Annotated in this window: 14 protein-coding genes and 1 tRNA gene; 10 read left to right on the forward strand and 5 right to left on the reverse strand. The window is 64.8% G+C overall.

Annotated elements, in window-relative coordinates; genetic code table 11:
- Positions 1 to 2 precede the first annotated feature (2 nt).
- Together galT and VNK82_00865 are read right to left on the reverse strand one after the other, a co-directional pair.
- A complete protein-coding gene (galT, locus tag VNK82_00860) occupies positions 3 to 1,013 on the reverse strand; it encodes a galactose-1-phosphate uridylyltransferase (protein HXE89492.1) in 1,011 nt (336 codons plus the stop codon).
- Between the two features lie 278 nt (positions 1,014 to 1,291).
- Positions 1,292 to 1,723, reverse strand: coding sequence for a hypothetical protein (locus VNK82_00865; GenBank protein HXE89493.1), 432 nt, complete (start codon positions 1,721 to 1,723; stop codon positions 1,292 to 1,294).
- Between the two features lie 230 nt (positions 1,724 to 1,953).
- On the opposite strand from VNK82_00865, the gene VNK82_00870 reads away from it, so the two are divergent.
- From VNK82_00870 to VNK82_00885, 4 genes are read left to right on the forward strand one after another with little or no spacing between them, the layout of a single operon-like run.
- On the forward strand, positions 1,954 to 3,282 hold the full coding sequence (locus VNK82_00870; GenBank protein HXE89494.1) for a TolC family protein: 1,329 nt from the start codon (positions 1,954 to 1,956) through the stop codon (positions 3,280 to 3,282).
- Between the two features lie 14 nt (positions 3,283 to 3,296).
- On the forward strand, positions 3,297 to 4,394 hold the full coding sequence (locus VNK82_00875) for an efflux RND transporter periplasmic adaptor subunit (protein HXE89495.1): 1,098 nt from the start codon (positions 3,297 to 3,299) through the stop codon (positions 4,392 to 4,394).
- A complete protein-coding gene (locus tag VNK82_00880) occupies positions 4,391 to 7,609 on the forward strand; it encodes an efflux RND transporter permease subunit (protein ID HXE89496.1) in 3,219 nt (1,072 codons plus the stop codon). The genes VNK82_00875 and VNK82_00880 overlap by 4 nt, the downstream gene beginning before the upstream one ends.
- Positions 7,606 to 7,824, forward strand: coding sequence for a DUF2892 domain-containing protein (locus VNK82_00885; protein HXE89497.1), 219 nt, complete (start codon positions 7,606 to 7,608; stop codon positions 7,822 to 7,824). The genes VNK82_00880 and VNK82_00885 overlap by 4 nt, the downstream gene beginning before the upstream one ends.
- A gap of 266 nt (positions 7,825 to 8,090) precedes the next feature.
- On the opposite strand, the gene VNK82_00890 is transcribed toward VNK82_00885, so the two are convergent.
- A tRNA-Pro gene (locus tag VNK82_00890) sits at positions 8,091 to 8,167 on the reverse strand.
- A gap of 180 nt (positions 8,168 to 8,347) precedes the next feature.
- Positions 8,348 to 8,887 (reverse strand): BON domain-containing protein, encoded by a 540-nt coding sequence (locus VNK82_00895; GenBank protein ID HXE89498.1) that lies wholly within the window; start codon positions 8,885 to 8,887, stop codon positions 8,348 to 8,350.
- A gap of 196 nt (positions 8,888 to 9,083) precedes the next feature.
- On the opposite strand from VNK82_00895, the gene purM reads away from it, so the two are divergent.
- The 4 genes from purM (at position 9,084) to tyrS (ending at position 12,633) form a co-directional block, all read left to right on the forward strand.
- Positions 9,084 to 10,136 carry a phosphoribosylformylglycinamidine cyclo-ligase gene (gene purM / locus VNK82_00900; GenBank protein ID HXE89499.1) on the forward strand — a complete coding sequence of 351 codons (1,053 nt, stop codon included), beginning with the start codon at positions 9,084 to 9,086 and terminating at the stop codon, positions 10,134 to 10,136.
- A 105-nt stretch (positions 10,137 to 10,241) separates the two neighbouring features.
- On the forward strand, positions 10,242 to 10,844 hold the full coding sequence (purN, locus tag VNK82_00905; GenBank protein HXE89500.1) for a phosphoribosylglycinamide formyltransferase: 603 nt from the start codon (positions 10,242 to 10,244) through the stop codon (positions 10,842 to 10,844).
- 35 nt (positions 10,845 to 10,879) lie between these two features.
- Positions 10,880 to 11,251, forward strand: a complete 372-nt coding sequence (locus VNK82_00910; GenBank protein ID HXE89501.1) for a four helix bundle protein — start codon at positions 10,880 to 10,882, stop codon at positions 11,249 to 11,251.
- A gap of 113 nt (positions 11,252 to 11,364) precedes the next feature.
- Entirely contained in the window at positions 11,365 to 12,633 is a 1,269-nt protein-coding gene (gene tyrS, locus VNK82_00915; GenBank protein ID HXE89502.1) for a tyrosine--tRNA ligase, read from the forward strand.
- A 30-nt stretch (positions 12,634 to 12,663) separates the two neighbouring features.
- Here tyrS and VNK82_00920 read toward each other — a convergent pair whose 3' ends face one another.
- On the reverse strand, positions 12,664 to 13,521 hold the full coding sequence (locus tag VNK82_00920; GenBank protein HXE89503.1) for a diacylglycerol kinase family protein: 858 nt from the start codon (positions 13,519 to 13,521) through the stop codon (positions 12,664 to 12,666).
- An 80-nt stretch (positions 13,522 to 13,601) separates the two neighbouring features.
- Between VNK82_00920 and sppA the strand changes: the two genes are divergently transcribed.
- Both sppA and VNK82_00930 read left to right on the forward strand, forming a co-directional pair.
- Positions 13,602 to 14,513, forward strand: a complete 912-nt coding sequence (gene sppA / locus VNK82_00925) for a signal peptide peptidase SppA (protein ID HXE89504.1) — start codon at positions 13,602 to 13,604, stop codon at positions 14,511 to 14,513.
- Between the two features lie 72 nt (positions 14,514 to 14,585).
- Positions 14,586 to 14,864: an HU family DNA-binding protein gene (locus tag VNK82_00930; GenBank protein ID HXE89505.1), complete on the forward strand. Its 279-nt coding sequence runs from the start codon at positions 14,586 to 14,588 to the stop codon at positions 14,862 to 14,864.
- Positions 14,865 to 14,867 lie beyond the last annotated feature (3 nt).

Here is a 14,867-nt window from a genome sequence, read left to right on the forward strand (position 1 = left end):
GGTCAGCCGACCGCTTCGCCCTCGGGCGCGTCGCGCAGGCGCGCGGCGTCGGATTCCGGGGTCGAATCGCGTTGACGCGAGGCAACAAGGCCAAGGGCTTCTGCGGATTCCGATTCCGCCGGAAGCAGCGGATAGAAGTGCGCGTGCAGGTGCCACTCGCTGTGCGGAAAACCGTCCGTGGGGCGCTGGTGCAGTCCCATCACGTAAGGAAGCGGCGCGCGGAAAAGATTGTCGAAGCGGGCGGTAAGGCGGCGCATTACGTCGGCCAGCGCGTCTCTCCCTTCGCTGTCCAGCAGGTCGAGCCCGGTCGTGTGGCGCCGGCTTATCACCATGGTCTCCAATCGCTGCGCCGCCCAGAAGGGCGCCAGCGCGGTGAACAGCGCGTTCTCACACACCACGCGCTCGCGATACACCTGCTCCAGCGCCAGGTAATCGCAGAGCAGGCAGGTCTGGCGCGCGTCGTAGTATCCGGTGAACGATGCCTGTTCGCGAAAGGGCCGGCTGGGAAGGCTCGAACCGGCCCAGATGTCGCAATGGGGGTGTCCGCCGCGCCGCTCAACGATCTGCACGTAACGGATGCCGGGCGTCTGCCCGAGCGCAGTGTACTGCTCCGCCCAGGCGTCCACTACCGCGCGCGCTTCGGCAGGAGTGAACAGCGGGAAGGAGAGATCATGCCGCGCCATGTAGGCCACCTGGCGGCAGATCCCCGGCTCGCCCTGTACGATGATGAGGCTGCCCTCGTCGAGGGTAACCTCCGGCGCTCCGGGCAGCAGTGCCGGCATGTCGTCCTCGAAGACGGCGACACCGTCATAATCAGGATTCCGGACGCCTCCGGTGCGTTCGTTGCCGGGGCACAGCCGGCAGCGCGGATCGTAGATGGAGGCCGCCGGTGGAGCCGCTTTGGCCGCTGGCAGTCCCGGATTCAAGGCGCGTTGCGGCGAAACCAGCACCCACTCGCGCAGCAGTGGGTTGTAGCGCCGGTGGGGCTGGTCGCGGAACAGATGGAGTTCCATCGCGCCGCATCATACTCCGCGCACCCGGCGAAGGCGATGGAGGCTCCGGGCACAGGGTGGTTTCCTAGTCACGAAGTCATGTGACCTGGATCACATCCCGCCCCGCGGGGTGCTGATGTAATCGCAGCATCCACGCTCACCGGTCCGGGATGGCAGCGATGCTGCAAAGCAAGCTGCTGTCCCGGACATGATTTTTTGGGGGGATCGGCAGCGTGCGCGGGGACATCAACAAAAAGGCCGGGCGGAGTGCCGGTCCTTTGACCACTAGAATGCGGCGTCTATTGCCCGTGCGCCATCGCCGCACAGCAGCCGGCGCCCGCATGCTTTGCGTGACCCTGGCAGCAAGCTGCTCCCTGGGCACAGCAGCCGGCAGCGCCTTCGGCTCTCATCTTGCAGCAACCGCCTTCGCCGCAGGCGGCTGATCCGCTCGCCTGCTTCCTGGCACAAGCCATCGATTCGCTGACCGTCTGCTGGAACTCGGCCAGCAAGCGGGCGTGCTCGTCGGAGGCAGCCTTGCGCGCGGCGTCATCCTTGGCAGTGCGCACGCGCTCGAAGCTGGCCGTGAGGTCAGCGGCCATCTTCATCACTTTTTCGTGCTTGGCCATCATGGGACAGCCAGCCGGCGTCGCCGGAGTTGAGCTCTGCCGGGCGAGCGCACCTGTGACCAACACCGCCAGCGAAATCAGAACGATTGCGTACAAACGCTTCACCGGATCTCTCCTCTCATGGAACGGGACTTGTGCCTCGTCGGCATCCTACGTGCACCCCGGGAGCCGGTCTGTGACAAGAATCACAGGCGTCATGAGGATTGTAGCCCGTGACCTGCCCGTGATATCCGTCACAGCCGGTTGTGCGTTGCCCCGAATACCCTGACCGGGAGAGTGGGAGGTACCGCGTAATGCTGTCACTCATTCGACCCGCCAGAGCTTTTCTGGTCTGGATGGTGGTTCTGCCCTGCTGCTCAGCGCAAGGGCAGGCGCCGCCGAATCTGACCCTGCCCCAAGCCGTGGCCAGGGCGCTGGAAGCCAATCCGATGCGTGCCGCCGCGGTCGCGGACCGCGATGCCGCCGCCAGCGGAGTGCGTGAGGCGCGTGCCGAGCTGCTGCCTTCCGTTTCCTTTTCGGAAGGATTCACACGCAGTACGGACCCGGTGTTCGTCTTCGGAACCAAGCTGCGGCAGGAGCGCTTCACCGCCGCCGATTTCGCGCTTGCCGAGTTGAACACGCCCGCGCCCATCAATAATTTCTCCACTCGCATCTGGACCGAGTGGAGCCTGTTCGATTCCGGAGGCAAGCTGTTCAAGCTGGCGCGCTCGAAGCGCCTGAGCGAGGCCGCCGACCTCCGGTTCGAGCGCACCGAGCAGGAGATCGCCTTCCGCGCGGTCGAGGCGTACCTGGCGGTGCTGGAAGCCGAAAAGCAGCGGCAGGTGGCGGAGCAGTCGCTGCGCACCGCTGAGGCCGTACGCGATCGCAGCCAGGCGCGGGTCGCGGCCGGTGTGGCCGTCGAGTCCGACCTGCTCAGTGCCCGCGTCAATCTAGCTGAACGGCAGCATCAGCTCCTGCTCGCGGACAACGCCGCCAAACTGGCGCGTGCGCAGTTGAATAGCGTTCTGGGGGAACAGATGGGTACAGGCTTCGAGCTGGCTGAAGTCTCGGACGCGGCGCCGCCCGCGGTTGAGCCTCTCGAGGCGTTGGAGCAGCAGGCGTTGGCGAAGCGGCCGGACCTGCGCCGGATCGAGGCGCAGCTGGCGGCCCAGGCGAAGAGCGTCTCTGCGGCCAAATCCGCGTTCGGGCCGCGGGTGAATCTGTTCGCCGGCTGGGAAGCGCACAACCAGGAGCTGACCAGCGGCGGCAACACCAACTGGACGGGCGGGGTCGAGCTGCAGTTCGACCTGTTCCAGGGCGGGGCCAAGGCGGCGCGCCTCTCCCGCGAGCGGGCTGGCGCGGCGCGCCTGGCAGCGTTGCGGCAGGCCGCGCAGGATGCGGTGCGGCTCGAGGTCCGCCGCGCCTACTACGACCTCGACGCGGCACGCCAGCACGTGGAGGTGATGCGCGCCGCGATGTCGGAAGCGGGTGAGAGCCTGCGCATCACGCAGAACCGCTATGACGCCGGGCTCAACACCATCACCGACCTGCTGCGGGTCGAGGAAACCTCGCGCCGCACGCAAAGCGACTACTGGGGCGCAGTGTTCCGGCTGCGGAGGGCACAGGCTGCGCTGGAACTGGCCACAGGCATTCTGGGTCCCCATTCTCCGGCGGTGCAACCATGACGCGTATGTGGAAGTTGTCCTCTTTTCTGATCATGCTTGCCTTCGTACTGTCGGGGTGCAGCGAGAAGAAAGCGGAACCGGCAGCGGCCGCCGAGACCGTGCGCGGCGTACGCGTGGTCGCCGTGACCGCGGAGCCCGCGCCGGATTTCGCAGAGGTCACCGGCACGGTTCGGGCAGCACAGACGGCGATTGTGTCCAGCGAGACCATGGGCATTCTGCGCCACGTGGCTGCCCGCGAGGGCGAACGCGTCCGGCGGGGGCAAGTGCTGGCGCTCATCGATGATTCCGCGCCTCAGGCCGCGCTGCACCGCGCGCAGGCTGGAGTGCGCGCCGCCGAGCAGCAGGCGGCTGCGGCAGAAGCCGACTACAACCTGGCCTCCGCGACTTTGCGGCGTTATCAGGACCTGCGGGAGAAGAAGTCGGTGAGCCCGCAGGAGTTCGACGAGATTCAAGCCCGCCACGACGCCGCCGCAGCGCAGCGCGAGATGGCGCAGGCCGGGCGCGTTCAGGCCCAGGCCGAGCTGGCGCAGGCACAGACCGCCTTCGGGCACACGCGGGTGCGCGCGCCGTTCGACGGTTTAGTGGCGGAGAAGCGCGCCGACCCGGGCACGCTCGCCACTCCCGGCATGCCCCTGTTCGTGGTCGAAGACACCAGCAGCTTCCGCGCCGAGGCTCCCGCGGATGAACAGGACCTGCAATACCTCGCCATCGGGAAGTCCGTTCCCGTGTTCGTGGAAGCGCTGGGCATGGAGTTCACCGGAAGAATCGCCCAGGTGCTGCCCGCGGCCGATCCGGCTAGCCGCAGCTTTCTGGTGAAAGTGCAGTTGCCGCAGGACGCGAGGCTGCGTTCCGGTCTGTTCGCGCGTGTGCGTTATGCACGCGGCGAACGACCCATGCTGCGGGTGCCGCGCTCCGCTGTGCTGGAGCGAGGGCAGGTTCGCGCGGTCTTCCTGCTCGACCCGGACGGCATTGCCCGCCTGCAGTTTGTGACCCTGGGCCGGGAACAGGGCGAGCGGGTCGAGGTGCTCTCCGGACTGAAGGCGGACGACCGTATCGTGGCCGATCCGGGCAGCCGTGACCTGGCCGGCAAGCGAGTCGAGGTGGCGCCGTGAACGCGTTGCGCGCCGCGGGCAAGCTGGCCCACGCCTTCATCGACTCCAAGCTCACGCCGCTGGTCGTCGTGGCCTCCATCCTGCTGGGCCTGTTCGCGACGTGGCAGACGCCACGGGAGGAAGAGCCGCAGATCGTCGTGCCCATGCTGGACGTCTTCGTCCAGGTGCCGGGCGCGTCCGCCCGCGAGGTGGCCGAGCGCGCCACCATCCCCATGGAGAAGCTGCTGCGCGAAGTGCCGGGCGTCGAATACGTCTACTCCATCACGCGGCCGGGGATGAGCCTGGTGATCGTGCGCTTCTATGTGGGCCAGAAGGAAGAGGATGCCATCGTCAAGACGTACAACAAGCTCTATTCCAACTTCGACCGCATCCCGCCTGGCGTTTCGCAGCCGCTCATCAAGGTGCGCTCTATCGACGATGTGCCCATCCTGGCGCTCACGCTCTGGGGAAAAGGCTACGACGGGTATCGGCTGAGGCTCATCGCGGCGGAGCTGGAGGATTCCCTCAAGCAACTGGACGACGTTTCCGAAACCACCATTCTGGGCGGGCGTCCACGCCGCCTGCGCGTGGTGCTCGATCCGCAGCGGCTGGCCGCCTACGGGGTCACGCCCGCCGGCGTGGCTTCCCAGCTCGAGCAGGCGAACCGCCGCGGACAGGCGGGCAGCTTCGCGCGCGACAACCAGGACTTCCTGGTGGATGCCGGCAGCTTCTTCACCTCTGCGGAAGAACTGCAGAAAGTCGTGGTGGGCGTGGCGCAGGGACGCCCCATCTACCTGCGCAACGTCGCCGACAAGCTGGAGGACGGCCCAGCCGAGCCGGAGAGCTACGTCCAATACAGCAACGCGGCCGGCAGCGGCGCAAAGGACACGGCTGAGTACCCGGCCGTCACCATCACGCTGGCCAAGCGCAAGGGCGCGAACGCCACGCTGATCGCTCACGCAGCGCTGGAGAAAGTCGAGTCGCTGCGCGGGTATCTCCTGCCGGCGGACCTGAACGTCACCGTGACCCGCAATTATGGCGAGACCGCCAAGGACAAGTCCGACGAGCTGCTGAAGCACCTGCTGTTGGCCACGCTTTCCGTCACGCTGCTCATCGCGCTGGCGCTGGGCTGGCGCGAGTCCGGCGTGGTGCTGCTGGCCATCCCGGTCACGCTCGCGCTGACGCTTTCCATCTTCTACTTTTACGGCTACACGCTGAACCGGGTGACGCTGTTCGCCCTCATCTTTTCCATCGGCATCCTGGTGGATGACGCCATCGTCGTGGTGGAGAACATCGTGCGCCACTTCCGATTGCCGGAGAGTCGCGGGCGAACGCTGAGCGACGTTGCCGTGGAAGCCGTGGACGAAGTGGGCAATCCCACTATCCTCGCCACCTTCACCGTGATCGCGGCCATCCTCCCCATGGCGTTCGTCCGGGGGCTGATGGGGCCGTACATGCGGCCCATCCCGGTCGGCGCCTCGGCGGCCATGATGTTCTCGCTGGTAGTGGCGTTTGTGGTCTCGCCCTGGGCGGCATTGCGCCTGCTGCGGCACTACAGCGAATCGGCGGCCGGTGAACACGAGGCCGAAGGCTGGACCACGCGTACCTACCGCCGGTTGATGACGCCGCTCGTGGCCCATCGCCGCCGCCGCTGGATTTTTCTCGGCGGCATGGTGGGCCTGTTGCTGCTGGCCGTGTTGCTCATTCCGCTCAGACTCGTACGCGTGAAGATGCTGCCCTTCGACAACAAGAGCGAGTTCCAGATCATCATCGATATGCCCGAGGGCGCCACGCTCGAAGAGACCGCGCGCGTGGCGCAGGCGCTGGGACGCTACGTCGCACAGCAGCCCGAGGTCGTGAACTACCAGATCTACGCCGGGCTCTCCGGTCCTTACAACTTCAACGGCCTGGTGCGCCATTACTTCCTGCGCCGCGGCCCGAACGTGGCCGATATCCAGGTGAACCTGCTCCCGCGCCACGACCGCGACCAGCAGAGCCACGCCATCGCCCGCCGCATGCGTCCCGAGCTGGAAAAGATTGCGCGTCCCTTCGGCGCACGCATCAAGGTGGCGGAGGTGCCGCCCGGCCCTCCGGTGCTGCAAACCATGGTGGCGGAAGTCTACGGGCTTGATTACACGCGCCAGATCGCGCTGGCCGCCGAGATCCGCAAGATCTTCGAGCAGACTCCGGGCGTCACCGATGTGGACTGGTACGTCGAAGACCCGCAGACCCGTTTCGACATGAAGGTGGACCTGGACAAGGCCGCGCTGCACGGCATCTCTGCCGCCGACGTCACCCGCACGGTGGAGATGGGACTGGGTGGCGCCGTAGTCGGCCTGCTGCACGCGCCTGAAGCACGCGAGGACGTGCCCATCGAAGTGCGCCTGAGCCGCGCCGGGCGCTCCGGTGTTGAGACGCTCGGCTCCCTGCGCCTGCCCACGCCTCAAGGGGGATCCGTTTCGCTCGCGGAAGTCACCACCACGGAAAGGAAAACGCTCGAGCCTTCGGTCTATCGCAAGAACATGCGGCCTGTCGTTTACGTCACCGGAGACTTGGCGGGCGCAGAGGAGAGCCCGGTCTACGCCATCCTCACCATGCGCAAGACCATCGCGGCGCTCAAGCTCCCGGAGGGTTACGAGATCGCCCAGTACTCCAGCGTTCTGCCCGAACGGTCCGATCGCTACGCCATGAAGTGGGACGGCGAGTGGCACATCACCTACGAGGTCTTCCGCGACCTGGGCCTCGCGTTTGCCGCCGTGCTGGTGCTGATCTACGTGCTGGTGGTGGGCTGGTTCCATTCATTCCGCACGCCGCTGGTCATCATGGCGCCCATTCCGCTGACCCTGGTAGGCATCCTGCCGGCGCACGCGCTGATGGGCGCGTTCTTTACCGCCACCTCGATGATCGGCTTCATCGCCGGCGCCGGCATCATCGTGCGCAATTCCATCATCCTGGTCGACTTCATCGAGCTGCGCCGCCGCCAGGGCATGCCGCTCGAAGATGCCGTGGTGGACGCGGGCGCGGTGCGCTTCCGTCCCATGCTGCTCACCGCGGCTGCGGTGGTGGTGGGCGCGAGCGTCATCCTGTTCGATCCCATTTTCCAGGGGCTGGCGATTTCGCTGATGGCGGGCGAAGTCGCCTCCACCCTGCTTTCCCGCATGGCCGTGCCCGTGCTCTACTACATGAGCCAGCGCGGCCACGCGGCGGAACTCTCTGCCGATGAGGAGGAGGTATGACCGTCAATGCAGGTTTGCGGGCCGTTGCCGGGACTTTCGTTCTGCTCTCCCTGGCGCTGGGCTACTGGGTAAGTCCTTACTTCTTTCTGTTCACCGCCTTCGTGGGACTGAATCTGTTGCAGTCGGGCTTCACCAATTGGTGTCCCATGATGCTCATCCTGCGCAAGCTGGGCATGCCGGAAGTCTGCCCGCCCAAGACGGCGCCGGTGAAGTAGGGTGGCGAACGTCTTGGGTCTGGCAGGCTACCGACAGCGCTCCCGAACGCGCGAAGGCGCGCCGTTGTGAAGGGGAGGCAGACCGATGAGCACGCTCGCTTACGGGATCTCTTGCGCAGCCTTCGATTTCTGCATGGCGGCGTATTTCTATGTGCGCGGCACCGAGTGGAAGGCCGCGTGGAGGCCTCCGCAACCCTGAGGATCGAGCACCGCGAAGAAAAACCGATACCCGCAGCGCCTGTTCAGGGGATTCGGCTTGGAAAAGTTGGTCGGGGAGAGAGGATTTGAACCTCCGACCCCCTGGTCCCGAACCAGGTGCTCTACCAGGCTGAGCCACTCCCCGACGCGTGCGGATGGGCAGAAGAACAGGAGCCGCAGCAGACGGAGCGGCTCCGCATTCGATTCTCGCAGCGGCAATTATAACAAACAGGCGCTCCTCGCCGATTGCCGCTCTTGCGCCCGAACCGTTTTCCGAACGGAGTCGGGAGACTCCACAGCAGAAGCGAACGCCGCGTCCCCGCTTCTATTTCTCCACGCGCAGGTTGTTGGTCACGGAGAACAGACCGGAGACGCCCTTGGCACGGATGCCGGCGGTGTTCTTGTCGGCCTCGCTGTCCACTACTCCCTCGAGCGTGGCGTGGCCTCGCTTGACGATGATGCGGATGGGCGGGTTCACCCCCAACGCATAGCGCTGCAGCGACGGGAATCCATAGATCGCGCGATACAGGCGCAGGCGCAGACGATCGTCGTTCTGCGAGGCGGGCAGGACCTCGATCTGGTTGTCCACCTGCTCCACACCTTCAATGCTCTTCACCGCGCGCTCGGCGTCAGACTTGAGCGTCTCCCGCGTGACCTGCCCCACCAACGTGACCTTGTACCCTTCGACCTTGAACGCGATGTTGTCGAACACGCCCAGATAGGGGAGCATCAGCAGCTCATGCCGGACCTCTTTGATAATCCGCTGCTGGGCCCGCTCCGAGGGCTGCTCGCCCTGCCCCAGGAGCGTGGCCGGAATCAATAGCGCAACCAGGCTGGCGACAACCATCAGCTTGCGTAGCTTCATAGGCAACTCCTCTCCATATAGATGCGCCGGCGGGCCGCTGCGGATAAGGGAGAACCGGCCAGCGCACAGCTTTCGCATGTGTTTCTCATAGCTTTCTTATGACCGCGGCCGGGCCACAGAGCCTCCGGTACCAACGATGCTACAATAACGCCTCTTTTGCGCGGTAGGTGGGGCCTTCCGCGCTTCCAGGAAGCGAGTGACCCAGCCTCTGGCCAAGACGCGCACCATCCGCTACGCCGACGCCGGCGTGGATATCGAGCGCGCCAACCGGGTCAAGCAGCGCATCAAGTATCTGGCCCACCGTACCTTCACCCGTGGCGTGCTGAGCGAGATCGGCGGTTTCGGCGGACTGTTCGCGCTGGATAAGAAGCGCTACCGCGAACCCGTCCTGGTCTCCAGCGTCGATGGCGTAGGCACCAAGCTGAAGGTCGCCTTCGAGATGGACCTGCACCACACCGTGGGGGCCGACCTGGTGAACCACTGCGTCAACGATATCGCCGTGCAGGGCGCCACGCCGCTGTTTTTCATGGACTACCTGGCCACCGGGACATTGAGACCGGAAGTGGCGGAAAAGATCATCAGCGGCATCGCCGCTGCCTGCAAGGCGAACGGATGCGCGCTCATCGGCGGAGAAACGGCAGAGATGCCGGGCTTCTATCCCCCGGGCGAGTACGACCTGGCGGGCTTCATCGTGGGCGTAGTGGACCGCGAGCGCATCCTTACCGGCAAGCAGGTGCGCGCCGGGGACGTGCTCGTCGGGCTGCCCTCCAATGGCCTGCACACGAACGGCTACTCGCTGGCCCGCAAGCTGCTGTTCGAAGTGGCCCGCTACACGCCGGAGACCTTCGTCAGCGAGATCCGCTCCAAGGTGGGCACTGAGCTCATGCGCACCCACAAGAGCTACTGGCCGGTGGTCCGGCGGCTGCTCGACGGAGAAGCCGTGAGCGCCATGGCGCACATCACCGGCGGCGGCATCACCGAGAACCTGCCGCGGGTGCTGCCGCGCAACTGCGGGGCCGTGGTCGAGTTGGGCTCCTGGCCGGTGCCGCCCGTCTTTGACCATCTGCAGAAGCTGGGCAACATCCCGCGTGAGGAGATGCTACGCACCTTCAACATGGGTGTCGGGATGGTGCTGGTGGTGCCGACAGCCAAGTTCAAGAAGGTGCAGAGCGTGCTCGACCGCGCCAGTGAAAAGGGATATACCATCGGCCGCATCGTGCGCGGCGAGCGGCGGGTCACCTACTCCTGATTTGGTAATTGGGTAATTTGGAAATTTGGTAAGTGAAGATCAGCTCTCCGGGCAGTCAGATTTCTCAATTACCGAATTACCCAATTTCCCAATTCCCCAATCACCATGAAGAATCTCGGCATCCTGCTCTCCGGACGCGGCACCAACTTCCAGGCCATCGCGGATTCCTGCGATGCCGGCCGCATCCCAGCTCGCATCTCGGTCGTGATCTCGAACCGCACTGAGGCTCCGGGCATCGCGATCGCGCGCCAGCGCGGGCTCCCTGCGCTGGTCATTCCTTCGAAAGGCAAGCAGCGCGAAGAGCATGACCGCGAGGTGGTGGCGGCGCTGCAGGAGGCAAAGGTCGACCTGGTCTGCATGGCCGGGTACATGCGCCTGCTCTCGCCCTGGTTCGTGCAGCAGTTTCCGCAACGTATCCTCAACATCCATCCTTCGCTGTTGCCCGCTTTCCCCGGCCTCGAAGCCCAGAAGCAGGCGCTGCAATACGGCGTGAAAGTCAGTGGCTGCACCGTGCACTTCGTGGATGAGCAGCTCGACCACGGCGCCATTCTCGTGCAGCGTACCGTGCCGGTGCTGGATACCGACGACGAGCACACGCTGGCGGCGCGCATCCTCGAACAGGAGCACATTGCGTATACAGAGGCGATCAATATTGTGCTCGGGGGAAGATTTGAGGTTGTTGGGCGGAGAGTGGTCAGGAAAGATTGACGATTTGTTCATTTGCTCATTGAGGATTTGGCCGCATGAATCAAGCCGAAGCCCTGAAACAACGCACCACGCAGTTTGCGTTGCGAATCCTGAGGCTTTGCAGGGCCCTGCCCCGAACCGATGAAGGTCGTGTAGTTTCGCGGCAATTGCTTCGCTCTGCTACTTCCGTCGCCGCGAACTACCGCGCGGTTTGCCGAGCGCGTTCCAGGGCCGAGTTCACTTCACGCCTCGGTGTGGTCGTTGAGGAAATGGATGAAACTGCATTCTGGATGGACTTCCTCATTCAAGGAGAGTTCCTGCCCGCAGAGCGACTCGACGGCCTGAGAAAGGAGGCGGATGAGTTGCTCGCAATCTTCGCCGCTTCGCAACGGACCGCCAAGGGTCGACAGTCTTCAATGAACAAATGAACAGATCGTCAATTCAATTTAATGTGTCCGACTCGCAATCCGTCTGCGGGCCACCGCTTTTCAATCTTCAATGACCAAATGAGAAAATCGTCAATCCCTCTATAATCCCTCCGATGGCTTCTTTTCGTTCCGTCGACGAACAGCTTGAACTCCTGAAGAAAGGTGCGGCCGAGATCATTCGCGAGAGCGAGCTCCGCGAGCGCCTGGAGCACTCACGCAAGACGGGCACGCCGTTGCGCGTCAAGGCGGGCTTCGACCCCACGGCGCCCGACCTGCACCTGGGCCACACCGTCCTCATCCGCAAGCTCAAGCACTTCCAGGACCTGGGGCACACAGTGATTTTCCTGATCGGCGATTTCACCGGCATGATCGGCGATCCCACCGGGCGCTCGGCCACCCGTCCGCCGCTCACCCGCGCCGAGATTGATAAGAACGCCGAGACCTACAAGGCCCAGGTGTTCAAGCTCCTGGACGCGGAGAAGACCGTGGTCGACTTCAACAGCCGCTGGTTCTCCAAGTTTACGGCCGAGGACTTCATCCGCCTGGCGGCCAAGTACACCGTCTCGCAGATGCTCGAACGTGAGGACTTCCACCAGCGCTTCGACCACGAAAAGCCCATCGCCATCCACGAGCTGCTCTACCCGCTGGCCCAGGCGTACGACTCGGTGGCGCTGAAGGCGGATGTCGAGCTGGGCGGCACCGACCAGAAGTTCAACCTGCTGGTGGGCCGCGAGATCCAGCGCGCCTACGGCCAGCCCTCGCAGGTCGTGCTCACTACGCCGCTGCTCGAAGGCACCGACGGCGTGCAAAAGATGTCCAAGTCGTTCGGCAACGCTATCGGCATCACCGAGCCGCCGCTGGAGATGTACGGCAAGCTCATGTCCATCTCCGACGAGATGATGTGGCGCTACTGGGAACTGCTCACCGACGCCTCCATGAGCGCCATCGAGAACATGAAGCGCCAGGTCTCGGGCGGCAAGCTCCACCCCATGAACGCCAAGAAGGGTTTGGCCGCGAAAATCGTAGCCGACTTCCATTCCGAGAAGGCCGCGCAACAGGCCGCCGACGACTGGGCCAAACAGTTCCAGAAGGGCGAAGTGCCGGAGAGCGTGACAGTCATCACTGTGCGCGTCGTCGACGTCAGTTCTATTCGTCCGGGATCTCTCACGGTGGAGGGCACAATACCACTGCAATTAGATAAGGTGCTGGCCAAGACTGGTCTCGCAGCTTCAAGATCTGAGGGAATGCGCAAGATTCGCGAGGGGGCGGTAAGCATCGACGGTACGGTTGAGCGGAGTCAGTCGATCGCAATCGACCGGTTACCAAAAGAATTCGTCCTCCGGCTGGGACGAAGACTATGTCGGGTTCGCGTCGAGAGCTAGTCCCTTAACCGCACCAGCCCTAGCCTACCCTCAACCAATCACCCGCAGCGCTCGTCGCTCCACCGAAACCTCAATCGGCGTCTGGCAGATGTACTCACCGTCAGCGTAAACGTCGAGTGGAGTTGCCGTCTCGATCCGCACGCGCTCGGCCTGGTAGTACGTGACCTCCGGCATCTCGATGTGCCGTCCGGAGTAGACGCGGTGCAGGCAGCGCATCAGGCGGGTGCGGGAGGCGTCGCGGATCAGGCACAGGTCCAACCGGCCGTCGTCCGGCAGCGCGCGCGGCGCGATTTTCATGCCTGCCCCGTAAGCCGAGGCATTCGCAAACGCCACCATCCAGGCCCGCCCTGCGAACGCATCTGTGGGCGCTTCCGCGCCTTCCGCCGCAATGCGGAACTCGCACGGGTGGAAGGCGGCGATCGCCGCCAGCGCCGCCAGCACGTAACCGCCATGCGCGCGCAGCCACGCCGGCATAGCATTGGCGCGGCGGTTGGCCTCGGCGTCCACTCCGGCGCCGCCCACGCAGCAGAAGTAAGTCGCGCATGCGGTATCACTGGTGGCCGGGCTCCGGATCACGCCCAGGTCCACGTCGCGGACGCTGCCGGCGCCGGCGGCGAACTTCCGCCAGGCGGCCAGCGCGTCGGCCGGACGCAACAGGCCCAGCGCCCGCGCGAAGTCGTTGCCGCTGCCGTGCGGCACGGGCAGCATGGGAATGCCGCTGCGCGCCAGCCGGGCAAGCTGCCGATGGATGGTCCCATCGCCGCCCAGGATCAGCACAGCCTCGGCGTCCTGCGGCGAATCCGTCACCGCGATCGGCACTCCGCACTCGCGGAATGGCCGCAGTTCGCTCTCACTGGCATTAGGCCCGAGGATGGCGGCGGCCGGCACGGCCGTGCACTCTACACCGCCGCCTGCGGTCGCAGCCAGCGCGGAGCCTCCCGGACGGTGCTAGACTAGGCGTCTGCCCCATGAGTAACGACGGCAAATCGCGCACCTTCCTGTGGATCGTGGTCGGAGGCGGGGCGTTCTTCCTGTTCCTGCTGGCGGTGTTCACGCTGGTCTACGTGAGCGTGAAGTCGGATGCGGACAGCGCCTTCGCCGGGTTCGGTGACCGCATCGCGGTGGTAGATATCGAAGGTGTGCTCATCGATTCCAAGACCACCGTGGAGCACATCAAGAAGTACGGGGACGACCGCTCCATCAAGGCCATCATCCTGCGGGTGAACACGCCCGGCGGTGGCGTGGCCGCCTCGCAGGAGATCCACGACGCCGTCAAGCGCGTGCGCGAAAAGAACAAGAAGCGCATCGTGGCCTGGATCAGCACCGTGGGCGCGAGCGGCGGTTACTACATCGCCGTGGCTACCGACAAGGTGTACGCCAACCCCGGCTCCATCGTGGGCTCGGTGGGCGTGATCGCGCAATATTACATTTATCCCGAGCTCATCCGCTGGCTGAAGCTGAAAGACATCACGCTCAAGACCGGCGAATTCAAAGACACCGGCTCGCCCGCGCGCGACATCACCCCTGCCGAGCGCGAGTACCTGCAGAAGCTGATGAATGACATGCACGCCCAGTTCGTCCAGGCCGTCGCCGAAGGCCGCAAGCTCAAGGAAGAAGAAGTGCGCGCCCTGAGCGATGGCCGCGTGTGGACCGGCCAGCAGGCCCTGCCGTTGAAGCTCGTCGATCAACTGGGGGACTTCCAGGCCTGCGTGGATGACACCGCGAAGGCGGTGGGCATCGAGGGAGAGCCTACGTTAGTCCGTCCCATCAAAGAGCGTCGCACCCTGCTCGACGTGCTGTTCGGCGACGCCAGCGCCTGGTTCCCCGACCGCTCCAAGCTGATGGAAACGCACGTCGGTTTTTATTACCTGTGGAAGTAAAGCTGCGGTAGGATAGGCGCGCCGCGGGGTCCCCGCCCGCACGAAGAAACCGGCTGTCGGAGAGAGGCACCCATGACCAAGGCGGACCTGATCGATCAAGTCTCGCAACTGGTGGAAGTGACGCGCAAGGACAGCGAAGTCATCGTGGAGACGATCTTCGACAGCATCGTGCGCTCCCTGCGCGCCGGCGACAAGATCGAGATCCGCGGCTTCGGCAGCTTCCGCACCCGCAAGCGCAAACCCCGCGTCGGCCGCAACCCCAAGACCGGCGACCGCGTCGAGGTCCCGGCCAAGACCATCCCCTATTTCAAGCCCAGCAAGGAACTCAAAGACCTCGTCAACAGCAAGTAGCTG

The sequence above is a fragment of the Terriglobales bacterium genome (genome assembly GCA_035573675.1).
GTDB lineage: Bacteria > Acidobacteriota > Terriglobia > Terriglobales > Acidobacteriaceae > DATMAB01.

Excerpts from the sequence above, each read along its gene's own strand:
- VNK82_00870 (HXE89494.1), top strand. The coding sequence starts at position 1,954 with ATGGTGGTTCTGCCCTGCTGCTCAGCGCAAGGGCAGGCGCCGCCGAAT.
- purN (HXE89500.1), top strand. The coding sequence starts at position 10,242 with ATGAAGAATCTCGGCATCCTGCTCTCCGGACGCGGCACCAACTTCCAG.
- sppA (HXE89504.1), top strand. The coding sequence starts at position 13,602 with ATGAGTAACGACGGCAAATCGCGCACCTTCCTGTGGATCGTGGTCGGA.
- tyrS (HXE89502.1), top strand. The coding sequence starts at position 11,365 with ATGGCTTCTTTTCGTTCCGTCGACGAACAGCTTGAACTCCTGAAGAAA.
- galT (HXE89492.1), bottom strand. The coding sequence starts at position 1,013 with ATGGAACTCCATCTGTTCCGCGACCAGCCCCACCGGCGCTACAACCCA.
- VNK82_00930 (HXE89505.1), top strand. The coding sequence starts at position 14,586 with ATGACCAAGGCGGACCTGATCGATCAAGTCTCGCAACTGGTGGAAGTG.
- VNK82_00895 (HXE89498.1), bottom strand. The coding sequence starts at position 8,887 with ATGAAGCTACGCAAGCTGATGGTTGTCGCCAGCCTGGTTGCGCTATTG.
- VNK82_00885 (HXE89497.1), top strand. The coding sequence starts at position 7,606 with ATGACCGTCAATGCAGGTTTGCGGGCCGTTGCCGGGACTTTCGTTCTG.
- VNK82_00910 (HXE89501.1), top strand. The coding sequence starts at position 10,880 with ATGAATCAAGCCGAAGCCCTGAAACAACGCACCACGCAGTTTGCGTTG.